This is a genomic window from Bacillus ectoiniformans, assembly GCF_016908875.1.
Classification (GTDB): domain Bacteria; phylum Bacillota; class Bacilli; order Bacillales; family Domibacillaceae; genus Bacillus_BX; species Bacillus_BX ectoiniformans.
In genome coordinates, this window is record NZ_JAFBES010000009.1 from 24,385 (window position 1) to 38,778 (window position 14,394).

12 protein-coding genes and 1 riboswitch are annotated in these 14,394 nt (G+C 42.8%); of the genes, 8 read left to right on the top strand and 4 right to left on the bottom strand.

All coding sequences use genetic code 11. The features are described 5' to 3' along the window. Positions 1–18: 18 nt before the first annotated feature. The gene (argF, locus tag JOC78_RS12245; protein ID WP_204556313.1) at positions 19–972 is read right to left on the bottom strand and encodes an ornithine carbamoyltransferase; all 954 of its coding nucleotides are present in this window, start codon (positions 970–972) and stop codon (positions 19–21) included. Between the two features lie 191 nt (positions 973–1,163). Between argF and JOC78_RS12250 the strand changes: the two genes are divergently transcribed. Both JOC78_RS12250 and mreBH read left to right on the top strand, forming a co-directional pair. Next, entirely contained in the window at positions 1,164–1,667 is a 504-nt protein-coding gene (locus JOC78_RS12250; protein ID WP_204556315.1) for an acyl-CoA thioesterase, read from the top strand. Positions 1,668–1,936: 269 nt separating this feature from the next. Further along, positions 1,937–2,944, top strand: a complete 1,008-nt coding sequence (gene mreBH, locus JOC78_RS12255) for a rod-share determining protein MreBH (RefSeq protein ID WP_204556317.1) — start codon at positions 1,937–1,939, stop codon at positions 2,942–2,944. A gap of 63 nt (positions 2,945–3,007) precedes the next feature. Here the strand turns inward: mreBH and JOC78_RS12260 are convergent, their stop codons facing one another. Next, entirely contained in the window at positions 3,008–4,090 is a 1,083-nt protein-coding gene (locus JOC78_RS12260) for a nitric oxide synthase oxygenase (protein WP_204556319.1), read from the bottom strand. A gap of 282 nt (positions 4,091–4,372) precedes the next feature. Continuing rightward, a riboswitch (SAM riboswitch) is annotated at positions 4,373–4,487 on the top strand. Between the two features lie 76 nt (positions 4,488–4,563). Here JOC78_RS12260 and JOC78_RS12265 point away from each other — a divergent pair. The 4 genes from JOC78_RS12265 to JOC78_RS12280 all read left to right on the top strand — a co-directional run bounded on the left by JOC78_RS12265 (position 4,564) and on the right by JOC78_RS12280 (position 10,747). Beyond that, the gene (locus JOC78_RS12265) at positions 4,564–6,429 is read left to right on the top strand and encodes a bifunctional homocysteine S-methyltransferase/methylenetetrahydrofolate reductase (RefSeq protein ID WP_204556321.1); all 1,866 of its coding nucleotides are present in this window, start codon (positions 4,564–4,566) and stop codon (positions 6,427–6,429) included. Continuing rightward, on the top strand, positions 6,407–9,853 hold the full coding sequence (gene metH / locus JOC78_RS12270) for a methionine synthase (protein WP_204556323.1): 3,447 nt from the start codon (positions 6,407–6,409) through the stop codon (positions 9,851–9,853). The genes JOC78_RS12265 and metH overlap by 23 nt, the downstream gene beginning before the upstream one ends. A gap of 122 nt (positions 9,854–9,975) precedes the next feature. After that, the gene (locus JOC78_RS12275) at positions 9,976–10,236 is read left to right on the top strand and encodes a hypothetical protein (protein WP_204556325.1); all 261 of its coding nucleotides are present in this window, start codon (positions 9,976–9,978) and stop codon (positions 10,234–10,236) included. Between the two features lie 319 nt (positions 10,237–10,555). Further along, positions 10,556–10,747, top strand: a complete 192-nt coding sequence (locus JOC78_RS12280; RefSeq protein ID WP_204556327.1) for a hypothetical protein — start codon at positions 10,556–10,558, stop codon at positions 10,745–10,747. A gap of 57 nt (positions 10,748–10,804) precedes the next feature. Here JOC78_RS12280 and queF read toward each other — a convergent pair whose 3' ends face one another. Continuing rightward, positions 10,805–11,302: a preQ(1) synthase gene (gene queF, locus JOC78_RS12285; protein WP_204556329.1), complete on the bottom strand. Its 498-nt coding sequence runs from the start codon at positions 11,300–11,302 to the stop codon at positions 10,805–10,807. 125 nt (positions 11,303–11,427) lie between these two features. Here queF and JOC78_RS12290 point away from each other — a divergent pair, with 125 nt between their 5' ends. Together JOC78_RS12290 and JOC78_RS12295 are read left to right on the top strand one after the other, a co-directional pair. Further along, a complete protein-coding gene (locus JOC78_RS12290) occupies positions 11,428–11,748 on the top strand; it encodes a thioredoxin domain-containing protein (protein ID WP_204556330.1) in 321 nt (106 codons plus the stop codon). Positions 11,749–11,839: 91 nt separating this feature from the next. Next, positions 11,840–12,412: a beta-class carbonic anhydrase gene (locus JOC78_RS12295; RefSeq protein ID WP_204556331.1), complete on the top strand. Its 573-nt coding sequence runs from the start codon at positions 11,840–11,842 to the stop codon at positions 12,410–12,412. A 53-nt stretch (positions 12,413–12,465) separates the two neighbouring features. Here the strand turns inward: JOC78_RS12295 and acsA are convergent, their stop codons facing one another. After that, entirely contained in the window at positions 12,466–14,187 is a 1,722-nt protein-coding gene (gene acsA / locus JOC78_RS12300; RefSeq protein WP_204556332.1) for an acetate--CoA ligase, read from the bottom strand. Positions 14,188–14,394 lie beyond the last annotated feature (207 nt).

Here is a 14,394-nt window from a genome sequence, read left to right on the forward strand (position 1 = left end):
CGAAACGGCTGTTTTTTCTTACTTCTTCATTAGGCTATACAACACAGCTTTCTGCGCGTGCAAACGGTTTTCAGCTTCCTGGAATACAACAGAAGCTTCTCCATCCATGACACCGGCCGATACTTCTTCACCACGGTGTGCCGGAAGACAATGCATAAACTTGCATTCAGGATTAGCCAAAACCATAAGATCTTCATTCACTTGATAAGGACCGAATGCTTTCAATCGTTCAGCAGCTTCTTCTTCCTGACCCATGCTGGTCCAAACGTCCGTATAAATAAAGTCCGCACCCTTTACAGCAGCTTTAGGATCTTCAGTTAATTCTACCTTAGCTCCAGTCTGCTTAGCGATCTCTTTCGCTATTTCAACTACTTCCGATGCAGGTTCATAGCCTTTAGGCGCAGTCAAGGTAAAGTCCATTCCTACCATTACAGAGGCAATCATTAAGGAATGTGCGACGTTGTTTCCGTCTCCAACATACACCATCTTATTGCCTTTAAACTCGCCTTTAATTTCATACACTGTCAAAAGGTCAGCCAATGCCTGACAAGGATGATAAAGGTCTGTTAAACCATTGATCACTGGAATACTTGCAGCTTCCGCCAACGCTTCAATTCTTGAGTGGCTGTGCGTGCGAATCATAATTCCATCTAGATAACCTGACAAGACTTTCCCCGTATCTTCAATCGTTTCCCCGCGTCCGAGCTGTGTATCATTTGAGCTTAAAAACATTCCCTGTCCGCCCAGCTGAATCATAGCTGCTTCAAAAGATACACGCGTTCTAGTTGAGCTTTTTTCAAAGATCATTCCTAGCAGCTGACCTTTTAAGCTGTCTGCGTACGCTTCTTTGTTCTGTTTCATATCATACGCCAGCTCAACCAAAGCATTGATATTTTCAATTGAAAAGTCTGCTAGCTTCAATAGATCCTTGCCTTTTAAATCTTGTTCTTTTAACATATCGATCGTTTCCATACCGGTCACCTCTGTCTATTTTATAATCCTTGAAAGGTTATTATAATTATTAATCTTATTTTATATTTATACATTAAAAAGAATGAAAATACAACCATAATTTCTGAATTATTGTTTTTTTGTTCATGAGGATTCGTTTTCTTCCTATACAGGTATACTATTTGTAATACCAACAATGAGGTGACATCTTAATGAGAGAAAAAAAATCCATGAAACAGACATTAGCAATTAAAACCAGTCATGTACTGCCGCCGGATACAAATCATCACGGCACTCTTTTCGGCGGAAAACTAATGGCTTATATCGATGACATCGCCTCTATTTCGGCGATTAAATTAGCTCGTACTCCTATCGTTACTGCTTCTACAGATTCAGTCGACTTTTTAAAACCGATCCGGGTAGGAGATGCCGTTACTCTTGAAGCTATGGTTACTTATACAGGCAAGACGAGTATGGAGGTGTTTGTCAAAGTCACATCCGAAAACTTGCTCACTGGTGAAGAGTCAGTGGCCGCTATATCTTTCTTAACCTTTGTAGCTCTTGACCAAAATGGAAAGCCTGTCGAAGTGCCAGAAGTCATTCCTGAGACAAAAGCAGAAAAATGGCTAAATGAAACTGCCGGCAGCCGAGCGGAACACCGCAAAGCGCGAAAGACACACAGTAAAGAATTAGCAGATTTTTTCAATACTTTGTGACAAAGGACACAATAAAAATATTATCCCTTTTACTATACCACTGACTTTTCAGTGGTTTTTTGTTTACAAACATTAATTTTTGTTAACAAGCAAATTAGGTAAACCCCAATATCTCAAGGAAAAGATTATTAAACCGCCTAATTATTTTGTAATATTTATTATTATTTTGTCATACTATTTTTTCCCTCATTCGCCCCATATACATAGACCTTTTGTGGATTTTATACTAATAGAAGCTAAAGGCAGCGATGTCGTTTGGAGGAATTGATATGTTTGGACAAACTGAAATTGGAATTGATTTAGGTACAGCTAATTTACTAGTATACAGTAAAGATAAAGGCATTATTATTAATGAACCTTCTGTAGTGGCGGTCGATACTGAAACAAAAAAAGTACTGGCTATCGGCACAGATGCCAAAAGCATGATTGGTAAAACGCCAGGAAGAATTGTTGCCACTCGTCCCCTTAAAGACGGAGTGATCGCGGACTTCGATATAACAACTGAAATGTTAAAAGGCTTGATGAAAAAAGCGAGTAAAGTTTTAGGATTTACGATTCGCAAACCTACCGTTGTCGTATGTACGCCTTCTGGTGCTACTTCTGTGGAAAGACGTGCGATACAAGATGCGATTAAAAGCAGCGGAGCTAAAACCGTTCATTTGATTGAAGAACCTGTTGCAGCTGCCATTGGCGCAGATCTGCCCGTGGAAGAGCCTATAGCGAATTTAATCGTGGATATTGGCGGCGGCACAACAGAGGTTGCGATCATTTCTTACGGAGGCGTTGTTTCCTGTAATTCCATTCGCCTTGCAGGAGATAAATTAGATGAAGACATTATTCAGTATGTGCGCAAAGAATATAATTTGCTCATAGGCGAACGGACAGCTGAAAGAGTCAAAATGGAAATCGGCTATGCGTTAGTCGAACATGAAGAGAAGAAAATGGATGTCAGAGGACGTGACCTTGTTACGGGTCTGCCGAAAACCATTGAAGTCAGCTCGTATGAAATCCAAAAAGCATTGAAAGAATCATTGTTAGCTATTTTAGAAACCATTCGCGTCACTCTAGAAAACTCACCTCCTGAACTCAGCGGTGATATTGTAGACCGCGGTGTGGTTATCAGCGGCGGCGGTGCTTTACTGAATGGCATGCAGGATTGGCTGAGCAAGGAAATCATTGTTCCTGTACATCTTGCTCCAAATCCGCTTGAATCAGTTGCGATCGGCACAGGCCGATCCCTTCATGTCATGAAGAGTCTGCAAAAAGTAACTAGCTAAACTAGCTATATAGACGGAGCGGCCAGGTCATTAAATCGACCTGGCCGCTCTCTTTTTTTGCCATCAATATGGCTTATTTTGATGAAAATAGTTTGGCGTTTGGATGGAAGGATTATATTCTTTATGAAAGATATGTGTTGCAGCTGGTGACACCGGCGGTATGAGCCACGTCCAGTCCCCTGTGCATTCTCTTCCTTCTATTGCTTCATTCTGTTCAAAGATTTTCAGTTGCTGTGCAGCTGTATGGTGATCGACAATACTCACCCCTGCCTCTTTAAAGGAATACAGTACAGCCGCATTTAATTCAACAAGCGCCCGGTCTTTCCAAAGCGAAGATGGCTTACTGGTATCTAGACCCATCCATTCAGCAACCAGCGGAAGCTTATTATAGCGAAAGTCATCTGCTAAATTCCGAGCCCCTATTTCCGTTCCCATATACCAGCCGTTAAATGGCGCTGCCTGGTAATGAATTCCGCCAATTTCCAGCTTCATATCGGAAATAATCGGAACAGCGTACCACTGTAATGAAAGATCTTTAAACCAAGTCAAGTCTGGGTGAGTAATCTGTACTTCTTTAACGATCTGTAAATTGACAGGAAATAACTCCGGCTTCCGATTGCCTATTTGAATTACCCAAGGAAGCACATCATAATCTGATTGCCTCCCTCTCCAGCCTCTCTTCTCACATTCTGCGGTGAAGTCCATAGAAGCCGGATCTCCCACAATGCCGCTTTCGGTTTGGTATCCTGCATATCGGATCAACTGATGATTCCAAATTTTAATCGTTTCTTTATTCGGTAATTCAGGTCGAAATACAGTAATAGCCGGGCGGATTTTTCCTTCATTCGTAGCAAATTCCACATGCTGCTTTAATGCCGCAGCCACTTGAGATTCTGTTTGGACTCTTCTTTCGTCGAACACATGAAGTGTCTGCCAAAATAATCGCCCAATGCAGCGGTTACTGTTGCGCCAGGCCATTCGCGCGCCGTGTGCTAACTCCTCATAGGTGTGTGTATAGCTGCCTGTTTCACTGATTTCTTCTTTTACCTCTTGCAAACGTTCTTTCAGTATGTCTTCTGGCTTTCCGAGTTCTTGATAACATTGAGTAATGAATTGCTTAGCTGTTTTCCAAAGCAAGATATCCATAATAGATCCACCTTATCTTCATTGTCTATCTACTCAGAGTATATCATTGTTTTAAACCTCTGTTTTCCTTATGATGTTGACAATTTATTTACTATTTTAATAGCTTTATCGCACTCTGATTTTTCCTTAAATGTTAATTGCTGTTTACCTTTACTAGCAGTTGATAGGTAAAGATGGATCATTGTATTTACCAAATCTTTTTAATATTTGAAAACCCCTTGACTCACTCCTTATGAAAAGATATGATGTGTTTAATTATTTAAATAATTTAATAAATTAATTTTCTTATCAAGAGAAGCTGAGGGTACTGGCCCGGTGAAGCTTCAGCAACCTGCCCTTTAGAGGCTTTGGTGCTAAATCCAGCAAACTATCTCCGTTATAGTTTGGAAGATAAGAAGGAATAAACTTGACTGTTTTGAAGCCTTCTTAATTATTAAGAAGGCTTTTTTATATATCGAGAGAGGACGATGACAATGAATTTAATAGACAGGCTGAAACATGACACACTGACAGCGGATGGCGCAATGGGGACTCTATTATATTCTTACGGCATCGACTTTTGCTATGAAGAGTTAAATACAGAGAGACCTGAAATTATTGAAAAAATACATAGTGAGTATATTAGAGCTGGTGCGGATGTGATTCAAACAAATACGTACGGGGCCAACTCCATAAAGCTGGGCCGCTACGGTATGGAAGGACGCGTCCGGGAACTAAATCAGGCGGCCGTGGCTATCGCTAAAAAAGCTGCGCACCCACACAACCGCTTTGTGCTTGGAACCATTGGCGGAATCCGCGGGATGAACAAAAGTACCGCTACTTTACAGGAAATCGAGGCAGCTGTCCGGGAACAAGCCGAAAGCTTGCTAATAGAAAACCCAGACGGCCTTTTATTTGAAACTTATTATGATTTTGACGAGATTCGTTCCGTTTTAAAAATAGCACGCGAGTTAACAGACTTACCAATCATCACTCAAGTATCCATGCATGAACCTGGCGTTCTGCAAAATGGCTTGTCTTTAAATCAGGCACTTAGTGAGCTTGAAAGCTTAGGAGCGGATGTTGTAGGAGTTAACTGCCGTCTTGGCCCTTTTCACACCATTCAAGCTTTTGATGAGGTCGAATTACCTAAGAACGCCTTTTTATCTGCCTACCCGAACGCCAGTCTTATGGACGTAGAAGATGGCCGTATTGTATACGAATCAGAAGCAGATTACTTCGGGAAAACAGCGGTACATTTAAGAGATCAAGGGGTTCGCTTGATCGGCGGTTGCTGCGGAACGACACCCAAGCACATTGAATCTGCCAAGAAAGCACTGACTGGACTGAAACCGGTCACAGAGAAAAGAATAAAGCCTAAAAAACCGATTATTATTCAGGAGACTGCCCCTTCCCCGCTTCCATCCTTGTCTGAGCAAGCCAAGCGGGAACGGACGGTCATTGTTGAATTGGATACACCGAAGCATTTAGATACGACCGCTTATATCGAAGGAGCGAAAGCCCTTCAGCAAAGCGGTATTGCAGCTGTCACCATGGCAGATAATTCACTTGCATCTCCGCGTGTCAGCAATATGGCTGTCGCGTCATTGCTGAAACTAAATCATAATATTCGGCCGCTTGTGCACATCACTTGCCGCGACCGCAACTTAATCGGCCTTCAGTCACACTTAATGGGGCTCCACGCTTTAGGCATGCACGATATTCTGGCGATTACAGGAGATCCTACAAAAATCGGTGATTTCCCTGGTGCCACATCGGTCTACGATGTATCAAGCCTGGAATTAATCCAGCTGATCAAACAGCTGAACGAAGGAATTTCCTTCTCCGGCAAGCCATTTAAACAAAAAGCGAACTTTTCAGTGGCAGCGGCATTTAATCCTAATGTCCGGGTGCTTGACCGGGCTGTTAAACGGATGGAAAAGAAAATTGAATGCGGAGCCGATTATTTTATTACTCAGCCTGTGTTTACGAAAGAAAAAATTATTGAAGTATACGAGGCAACGAAGCATTTGCCGACACCTGTTTTTATCGGCATTATGCCTTTAACCAGCTCTAGAAATGCTGAATTCCTTCACCATGAAGTACCTGGCATTAAACTGTCTGAAGAAACGCTGCGACGCATGAAAGTATGTGAAGGGGAAAAAGAGGCTTCTACACTTGAAGGGTTAAATATCGCCAAAGACTTAATCGACACTGCCGCAGAGCTATTTAACGGCATTTATATCATTACACCGTTCTTGCGCTACGACATGTCGGTTGAACTTGTCCAATATATTGATACACTTGATGAAAATCTTAAGAAAAGAGGGATCGCCCATGTCTTGCCAACATCCAATTGAAAAAGAACTTAAAAAACGAATTCTCATCTTAGACGGCGCGATGGGTACGATGCTTCAGCAAGCCGACCTTACCGCTGAAGATTTCGGCGGAGAAGAGTTTGAGGGCTGCAATGAATATTTAAACCTTACTGCTCCGCATGTCATTGAATGGATTCACCGCTCCTACCTTGAAGCTGGAGCGGACATTATTGAAACCAATTCATTTGGCGGCACACCGTTTGTGCTTGATGAATATGATCTTGGTGATCAAGCCTATGAAATTAACCGTAAGTCTGCAGAACTTGCCAGAAAGTGTGCGGATGAATTTTCTACACCTGATCAGCCGCGTTATGTAGCTGGAGCAATTGGGCCAACGACCAAAACCTTGTCTGTTACTGGCGGAATTGACTTTGAGACGCTATGCCAAAACTTTGAAGTGCAGGCAAGAGCCTTAATTGAAGGCGGCTGTGATTTGCTGTTAATGGAAACGAGCCAGGATATGCTGAATGTGAAAGCCGGCACACTGGGAATTAAACGCGCATTTGAAGCAACAGGCAAAGAATTGCCGATTATGATTTCCGGTACGATTGAACCAATGGGCACGACTCTTGCAGGTCAAAACATCGAGGCTTTTTATATTTCTATTGAACACATCAAGCCGCTTTCTGTCGGGTTAAATTGTGCGACGGGCCCAGAATTCATGACTGATCACATTCGTTCTTTATCAGACCTGTCTCAGAGCTTTGTCAGCTGTTATCCAAATGCCGGTCTTCCTGATGAAGAAGGATTGTACCATGAGTCTCCTGAATCACTTGCCCAAAAAATAAAGGGATTCGCTGAAAAAGGCTGGCTGAACTTCGTCGGCGGCTGCTGCGGAACAACGCCCGATCACATCCGTGCTCTGCGTGATGCAATGAAAGACCTTACGCCTCGTAACCGTCCAGAGCATGCACACGACCATGCAGTTTCAGGCATCGAGCCTCTCCTTTATGATGACTCCATGAGACCATTATTTATTGGAGAACGGACGAATGTGATTGGATCTCGGAAATTTAAACGGCTGATCGTGGAAGGCAAATATGAAGAAGCCGCTGAAATTGCCCGGGCTCAAGTCAAAGGCGGAGCTCATGTCATTGATATTTGTCTCGCTAACCCGGATCGTGACGAGCTTGAAGATATGGAAGCCTTCATGAAAGAAGTCGTGAAGAAAGTCAAAGTCCCTCTTGTCATTGATTCAACGGATGAAGCCGTTATTGAAAAAGCCCTTACCTATTCACAAGGGAAAGCCATCATTAACTCGATCAACTTAGAAGACGGAGAGGAACGCTTTGAAGCCGTTCTTCCGCTCGTTAAAAAATATGGAGCTTCCGTTGTCGTTGGTACGATCGACGAAACAGGAATGGCTGTCACTCGCGAAAGAAAGCTTGAGATTGCTGAACGTTCGTATGATTTGCTGGTGAATAAATGGGGCATTGCTCCAGAAGACATTATCTTCGATCCTCTTGTCTTCCCTGTTGGAACCGGTGACGAACAATATATCGGTTCTGCAGAAGAAACGATTGAAGGCATCCGTTTAATTAAAGAAAAGCTCCCTGCTGCTTTGACGGTTCTTGGTGTCAGCAATGTTTCCTTTGGTTTGCCCCCAGTTGGACGTGAAGTGCTAAACGCCGTTTATTTGTATCACTGTACTCAGGCAGGCCTTGACTATGCCATCGTTAATACCGAGAAATTAGAGCGCTATGCCTCTATTCCGGAAGAGGAAATTAAAATGGCTGACCAGCTGCTCTTCCATACGAACGACGATACATTAGCGGACTTCACTGCCTTTTACCGCGGAAAAACAAGAGAAGTGAAGGAAGAAGATATCCCTAAAACTGTTCCTGAACGTTTAACCTATTATGTCGTGGAAGGAACGAAAGAAGGCTTGCTCCCTGACCTTGAATCAGCTTTACAAACATATGATACGCCTCTAGATATTATTAATGGCCCGTTAATGGCTGGGATGGCCGAAGTCGGCCGGCTATTTAATGACAACCAGCTGATTGTCGCTGAAGTGCTGCAGAGTGCAGAAGTCATGAAAGCTGCTGTCGCATTCTTAGAGCCTTACATGGAAAAGAAAGAAAATGATACAGGTAAAGGGAAAGTCGTACTCGCTACGGTAAAAGGCGATGTACATGATATCGGGAAAAACCTTGTGGAAATCATCTTAAGCAATAATGGCTTTAAAGTGGTTGACCTTGGCATTAAAGTCACCCCTTCTGCCTTGATTGAAGCAATAAAGAAAGAAAATCCTGATATGATCGGATTATCCGGCCTGCTTGTTAAATCGGCTCAGCAAATGGTGCTGACTGCTCAGGACATGAAAGCCGCGAGCATTGATGTACCGATTCTCGTCGGGGGCGCCGCTTTATCCCGCCGGTTTACAGAAACGAAAATCTCACCTGAATATCAAGGGCCTGTTTTATACGCAAAAGACGCGATGGATGGCCTACAACTTGCCAGCCGCCTTCAAAATGAAGACGAAAAAATAGCCTTGCTAAGCGAGCTATCTGATAAACAGGAAAAACGAAAAGAAATTGAAGCATACCGTGAAAGTAATGCCGCATCTAAAGTGGCTGTGCTTGAAAAACCAAAGAAAACTGTAAGAGAAGATGCACCTGTGTACACGCCGCGCGATTTACGAAAACATGTGCAGCGCGAATACCCTGTTGCTCACCTTAAACCATATGTGAATCGGCAAACGCTTATTGGCCATCACCTAGGCTTGAAAGGAAAAGTGGAGAAACTGCTTGCTGAAAACGATGACCGTGCGACAGCTTTAAATACGATGGTCGAAGAATTTTTATCCTCTGGCCAACTAAAAACAGCCAGTATTTATCAGTTCTTCCCTGCTCAATCTGATGGAGATGATGTCATCATTTATGATCCGAATGATGGCCAAACAGTCATTGAACGCTTTACGTTTCCGCGTCAAACGAAAGAACCGTTCCTTTGCCTCGCCGATTATTTAAAATCAGTCGAGAGCGGTGAAATGGATTACGTTGGATTGTTTCTTGTGACAGCCGGCTTTAATGTACGCGATCAAGCGGTAGCTTATAAACAAGAAGGCAATTTCCTAAAAAGCCATGCCTTGCAAGCGACAGCTCTTGAACTTGCTGAAGGATTCGCCGAGCGGATTCACCAGGAAATGCGCGATCAATGGGGTTTCCCAGATCCAACAGACTTCACGATGAGAGAACGTTTTGCTGCGAAATACCAGGGCCAACGCTTCTCATTCGGCTATCCTGCTTGTCCTAACTTGGAAGATCAGGAAAAGCTCTTTAGTCTGCTGAAGCCAGAAGAGATCGGTGTACAGCTGACGGAAGGCTTCATGATGGAGCCGGAAGCATCTGTTTCTGCCATCGTCTTCTCTCATCCAGATGCCCGTTATTTTAATGTGGAATAAGAAGTCGAAAGAGGCTGCTGCGGCAGTCTCTTTTTTTGTAATGAACGATGGAAATTTCTTTAGTTTGAGTGCAGGAGCAAAGGGAAAGGAATAAATAGACAATTTCACAAGGAGGAATAAAAGTGAAAACCTTAACTGTTAAAATGGAGTATACTGGTTCAGACGCTCAAGAACAGCTGCAAATGGCTTTGGAAGGCACAGATTTTAAATTACTGGCTTTAGACGAAGCTAATCAAAACTCCACTGGCCATACAGATTCTTCCTACGAAAAAATGCACAACTCTCTGCCAAATCAGCCGGAAGGCGCGGCACCTGACGTCAGCTCATCCGGTGCAGGAGGAATGGTTTCACCTGACTCTGATGCCTATCCGAATAAAAAATAGTATTGCCTGCCGATGCCGTTTTCATAGCGGCATCGTTTTTTTTATTACCAAGCGTTTTCCTCTGCCGCTAAAAATTTTATTCGATAGCAAAGAAACTCCTTTCAAAGGTGAATAAACTCGAGTGAAGGCGAAAAAGCCCTATGCGAAAGCGATAATACTACGCGTGAAACCGAAGAAGTCCCTTGCGAAGATGAAAAAAATTCCCTTCCTGCCCTCCGCTTAACGTCACTCCTTGGAAACAACCTCCTTCTTTATTTTCAGCTAAGCGAGGCAAACTAGAAAGGTTCCACATTCAATGATGACAGGGAGATGTTGATTTATGAAGACAAACATGGATAAAATCTTACCGGTTTTCGCTTCAATTGGTGTTGGGATTGCCACTTATCAAATGCTGAGCGGCAATCAGTCAGGCGCTAAAAACATGCTTCCACTAGCATCAAGCGTCATGGGAATGGCGAATGGAATGCAAGGACAAAACCAGCAGCCGCTTGGGAATAACAGCAGCTTCTGATCAGTATTTTTTTGAGAAAGCAAAGAGGCACCCCATCTAAGGTGCCTCTTCTAAGTATTACCGATTATCCACTGTCTCCGGATACATATCATGATTCATCATGCGGTACTCTGCCATTTTTTCGTATTTCGTTCCTGGCTTTCCGTAGTTAGTATACGGATCAATGGAAATGCCGCCACGTGGTGTGAACTTGCCCCATACTTCAATATAGCGAGGGTCCATCAATTCAATCAGGTCGTTCATGATAATATTCATGCAGTCCTCATGGAAATCGCCATGATTTCTGAAGCTGAACAGATACAGCTTTAATGCTTTACTCTCCACCATCTTCACATCTGGAATATAGCTGATATAGATCGTTGCAAAATCTGGCTGGCCTGTCATCGGGCACAGGCTTGTGAATTCAGGACAATTAAATTTAACAAAATAATCCCGGCCTTGATGCTTATTGTCGAACGTCTCTAAAATCGACGGATCGTATTCAAATGTATAGTTTGTTCCTTGATTTCCCAACAGCGTGATGTCTTGCAGTTCCTCTTCTTTTCTTCCTGCCATATGCGGAACCTCCCTTAAATCGTTTGCTCATCTATTATACTTTGGTACAACTAGAATGGAAAGTGCTTGTTATTTGTATCCTAATCATGGTGCCTGTAAAATAAATAAAAAAGGAGATTTATTACGTGAAGCCTATTCATGATTTAGCCGATATACAAGCCGAAATTGAAAGTAGCCAATCTGTTCTCCTTTATATTTCAAGAGAACAATGCTCTGTCTGTCATGCCCTCCTTCCTCAGGTGAAAGAATTATTGACTAACTACCCTTCCATCAATGCCATTCACGCCAGCGCAGATGACATTCCTGAAATTGCCGGGGAATTTTCAATTTTTACCGTACCTGTCTTGATCTTTTTTGTGGATGGGAAAGAAATGTTTCGAAAAGCACGTTTTGTACCAATGAACGAATTAGACGAGCAGCTAGGCAAAATTATGAGACATCTTTAATCATCGGTTTCAAATATATAACAGTAATCAAAAGATTCTCAATTCCCAATCAATATAGTATGATATAGGTATACACGAAAGGAGAATGATGATGACACTATTAGACGAAATTCTAAATTACAATGAAAAGTTTGTTTCAAGCAAAATGTATGAGGAATATAAAACGGACAAGTTCCCCGATAAACGACTGGTCATTTTAACTTGTATGGATACTCGTCTAGTCGAGCTATTAACGAAATCAATGAATTTCAAAAATGGCGATGTGAAAATCGTTCGTAATGCCGGTGCGATCGTGAGTCACCCATTTGGAAGTATTATGCGCAGTCTGCTCGTAGCGGTTTATCAGCTGCAAGCCGATGAGGTATTAATTGTTGGCCATCATGATTGCGGCATGAGCTCTCTTTCCAGTGATAAAATGATTGATGCTATGTTTGAACGCGGCGTGAAAGAGGAAACATTGGATACGCTTAGAAATGCCGGTGTGGAAATTGATCAATGGCTAGAAGGATTTGAAAGTGTGGAGCAAAGTGTTGCACACAGCGTAAACATGGTGAAGAATCACCCGCTGATGATTGAAGACATTCCTGTTCACGGATTAGTGATCCACCCTGGAACAGGCCAGCTTGATCTAGTTGTGAACGGCTACGAAAAAGCGGCAAAATAAGTTTACATATAAGAACTCGCTTTCGTAAAAGCGAGTTCTTTTTATATCTTTAATTAATCTTCCATCGTTGATAAATCGCCTGTAGGAAGTCCAAGTTCCCACGCTTTTAGAACTCGGCGCATAATCTTTCCTGATCTCGTTTTCGGCATCGTCTCTCTTACTTCAAATAATCTCGGAGCCGCATGAGCTGCCAGTCTTGTTTTAACAAAGACACGAATTTCTTCAAGCAGTTCTTCACTTTCCTCATAACCCGGACGAAGAGTAATAAATGCTTTAATGACTTCGCCGCGCACTGGATCAGGTACACCAATGACTCCCGCTTCCGCTACAGCTGGATGCTCAACCAGCTTGCTTTCTACTTCAAACGGTCCTACCCGTTCGCCTGATGTATTGATGACATCATCAACACGGCCTTCAAACCAGAAATAGCCATCTTCATCTTTATACGCTGAATCGCCAGTGACAAACCAGCCATTTAAGAAATAGCTTTCATAGCGCTCTTCGTTATTCCACACTTGGCGAAGCATCGCTGGCCACTGCGGCTTAATAGCTAAATTCCCCATGTGTTTATCAGGCAACTCATTGCCTTTATCATCTATAATACTCATTTCAATTCCCGGAAGCGGCTTGCCCATAGAACCCGGACGCATCGGATTGCAGCGGAAGTTCGCACAAATCGAGGAACCGGTTTCAGTCATCCACCAGTTATCGTGAATGCGAAGGTTAAGCGCTTCAAGTCCCCAGCGAATAACTTCTGGATTAAGCGGCTCGCCCGCTGATAAAATATGTCGAAGATTGGATAAATCATATTTCTTAGGAAGCTCATTGCCGCTTGCCATTAACAAGCGAAACGCTGTCGGCGCACTAAACCATACCGTCACTTTGTATTTCTCTAGTGTCTCAAACCAGTCTTCCGCTTTAAATCGGCCTCCTCTTAACACGTTTGTCACACCATTCAGCCAAGGTGACCACATACCTGCTGATGTGCCAGTTACCCAGCCAGGATCAGCCGTACACCAGTACACATCATCTTCATGAAGATCATATGTCCATTTTCCAGACAGATATTGATGGCGCATTGCATCGTGCACCTGCAGAATTCCTTTTGGCTTGCCTGTTGAACCGGAAGTGTAGTGAAGCAGCATTCCGTCTTCACGGTCTACCCATTCCATTATGTAATCATCTGATTGACTCATCAATTCGCTATATGGCGTCACGTATTCCGCTGTTTTTTCATCTGAACCGACGATAATGACATGCTTTAATTCAGGCAGTTCATTGACCGGCACACGCTCTAGAAGCTCCGGCGTAGTCACTACCACTTTAGCTCCGCTATCTGCTAACCGGTCTTTCACTGCTTCTTCCATAAACGCCTCGAATAATGGTCCTGCAATAGCACCGATACGAATAATTCCAAGCAATGCCACATAAAGCTCTGGACTTCTCGGCATGAAAATAAACGCCCGGTCTCCCTTTTCAACCCCTAATGATTTTAATCCATTCGCAAAACGGCAGGATTCTTGTTTCATTTGCTCATATGTATATTGCTCTTCCCTTTCGCCATCCGTGAAAAATAAGGCTGTTTTATCCCCTCTGCCTTCTTCTGCATGACGGTCGATGGCTTCATGCACCATATTTACTTTACCTGTTTGAAACCAAGTGAAATGCTCAGATACCTGTTCCCAGTCAGCATTTTTTACAGCATCATCATAGTTTTGTAAATTCGCCTGTTCAGGTGTAGCTGCAATTTCTTGATCAAACACCTTTGTTGACATGATAACTCCCCCTTGTCTAATGTTATATAACAGTTATGTATGAACAAGGCTATTATACAACATTATACAAATTTTCTAAACTGTTTTTTGGGAATTATGTGACAATTCATTAGAAATGAAAAAAATTTTACAATGAATTGGAAATAAATGATTGCTTGCACCAATAGATTCTACATTTAGTAAACATCAAAAAGAGGATATGCGTTT

What these genes read in the sequence shown, in the direction of transcription:
- argF (WP_204556313.1), bottom strand. Translation starts at nt 972, where the DNA reads ATGGAAACGATCGATATGTTAAAAGAACAAGATTTAAAAGGCAAGGAT.
- JOC78_RS12250 (WP_204556315.1), top strand. Translation starts at nt 1,164, where the DNA reads ATGAGAGAAAAAAAATCCATGAAACAGACATTAGCAATTAAAACCAGT.
- mreBH (WP_204556317.1), top strand. Translation starts at nt 1,937, where the DNA reads ATGTTTGGACAAACTGAAATTGGAATTGATTTAGGTACAGCTAATTTA.
- JOC78_RS12260 (WP_204556319.1), bottom strand. Translation starts at nt 4,090, where the DNA reads ATGGATATCTTGCTTTGGAAAACAGCTAAGCAATTCATTACTCAATGT.
- JOC78_RS12265 (WP_204556321.1), top strand. Translation starts at nt 4,564, where the DNA reads ATGAATTTAATAGACAGGCTGAAACATGACACACTGACAGCGGATGGC.
- metH (WP_204556323.1), top strand. Translation starts at nt 6,407, where the DNA reads ATGTCTTGCCAACATCCAATTGAAAAAGAACTTAAAAAACGAATTCTC.
- JOC78_RS12280 (WP_204556327.1), top strand. Translation starts at nt 10,556, where the DNA reads ATGAAGACAAACATGGATAAAATCTTACCGGTTTTCGCTTCAATTGGT.
- queF (WP_204556329.1), bottom strand. Translation starts at nt 11,302, where the DNA reads ATGGCAGGAAGAAAAGAAGAGGAACTGCAAGACATCACGCTGTTGGGA.
- JOC78_RS12295 (WP_204556331.1), top strand. Translation starts at nt 11,840, where the DNA reads ATGACACTATTAGACGAAATTCTAAATTACAATGAAAAGTTTGTTTCA.
- acsA (WP_204556332.1), bottom strand. Translation starts at nt 14,187, where the DNA reads ATGTCAACAAAGGTGTTTGATCAAGAAATTGCAGCTACACCTGAACAG.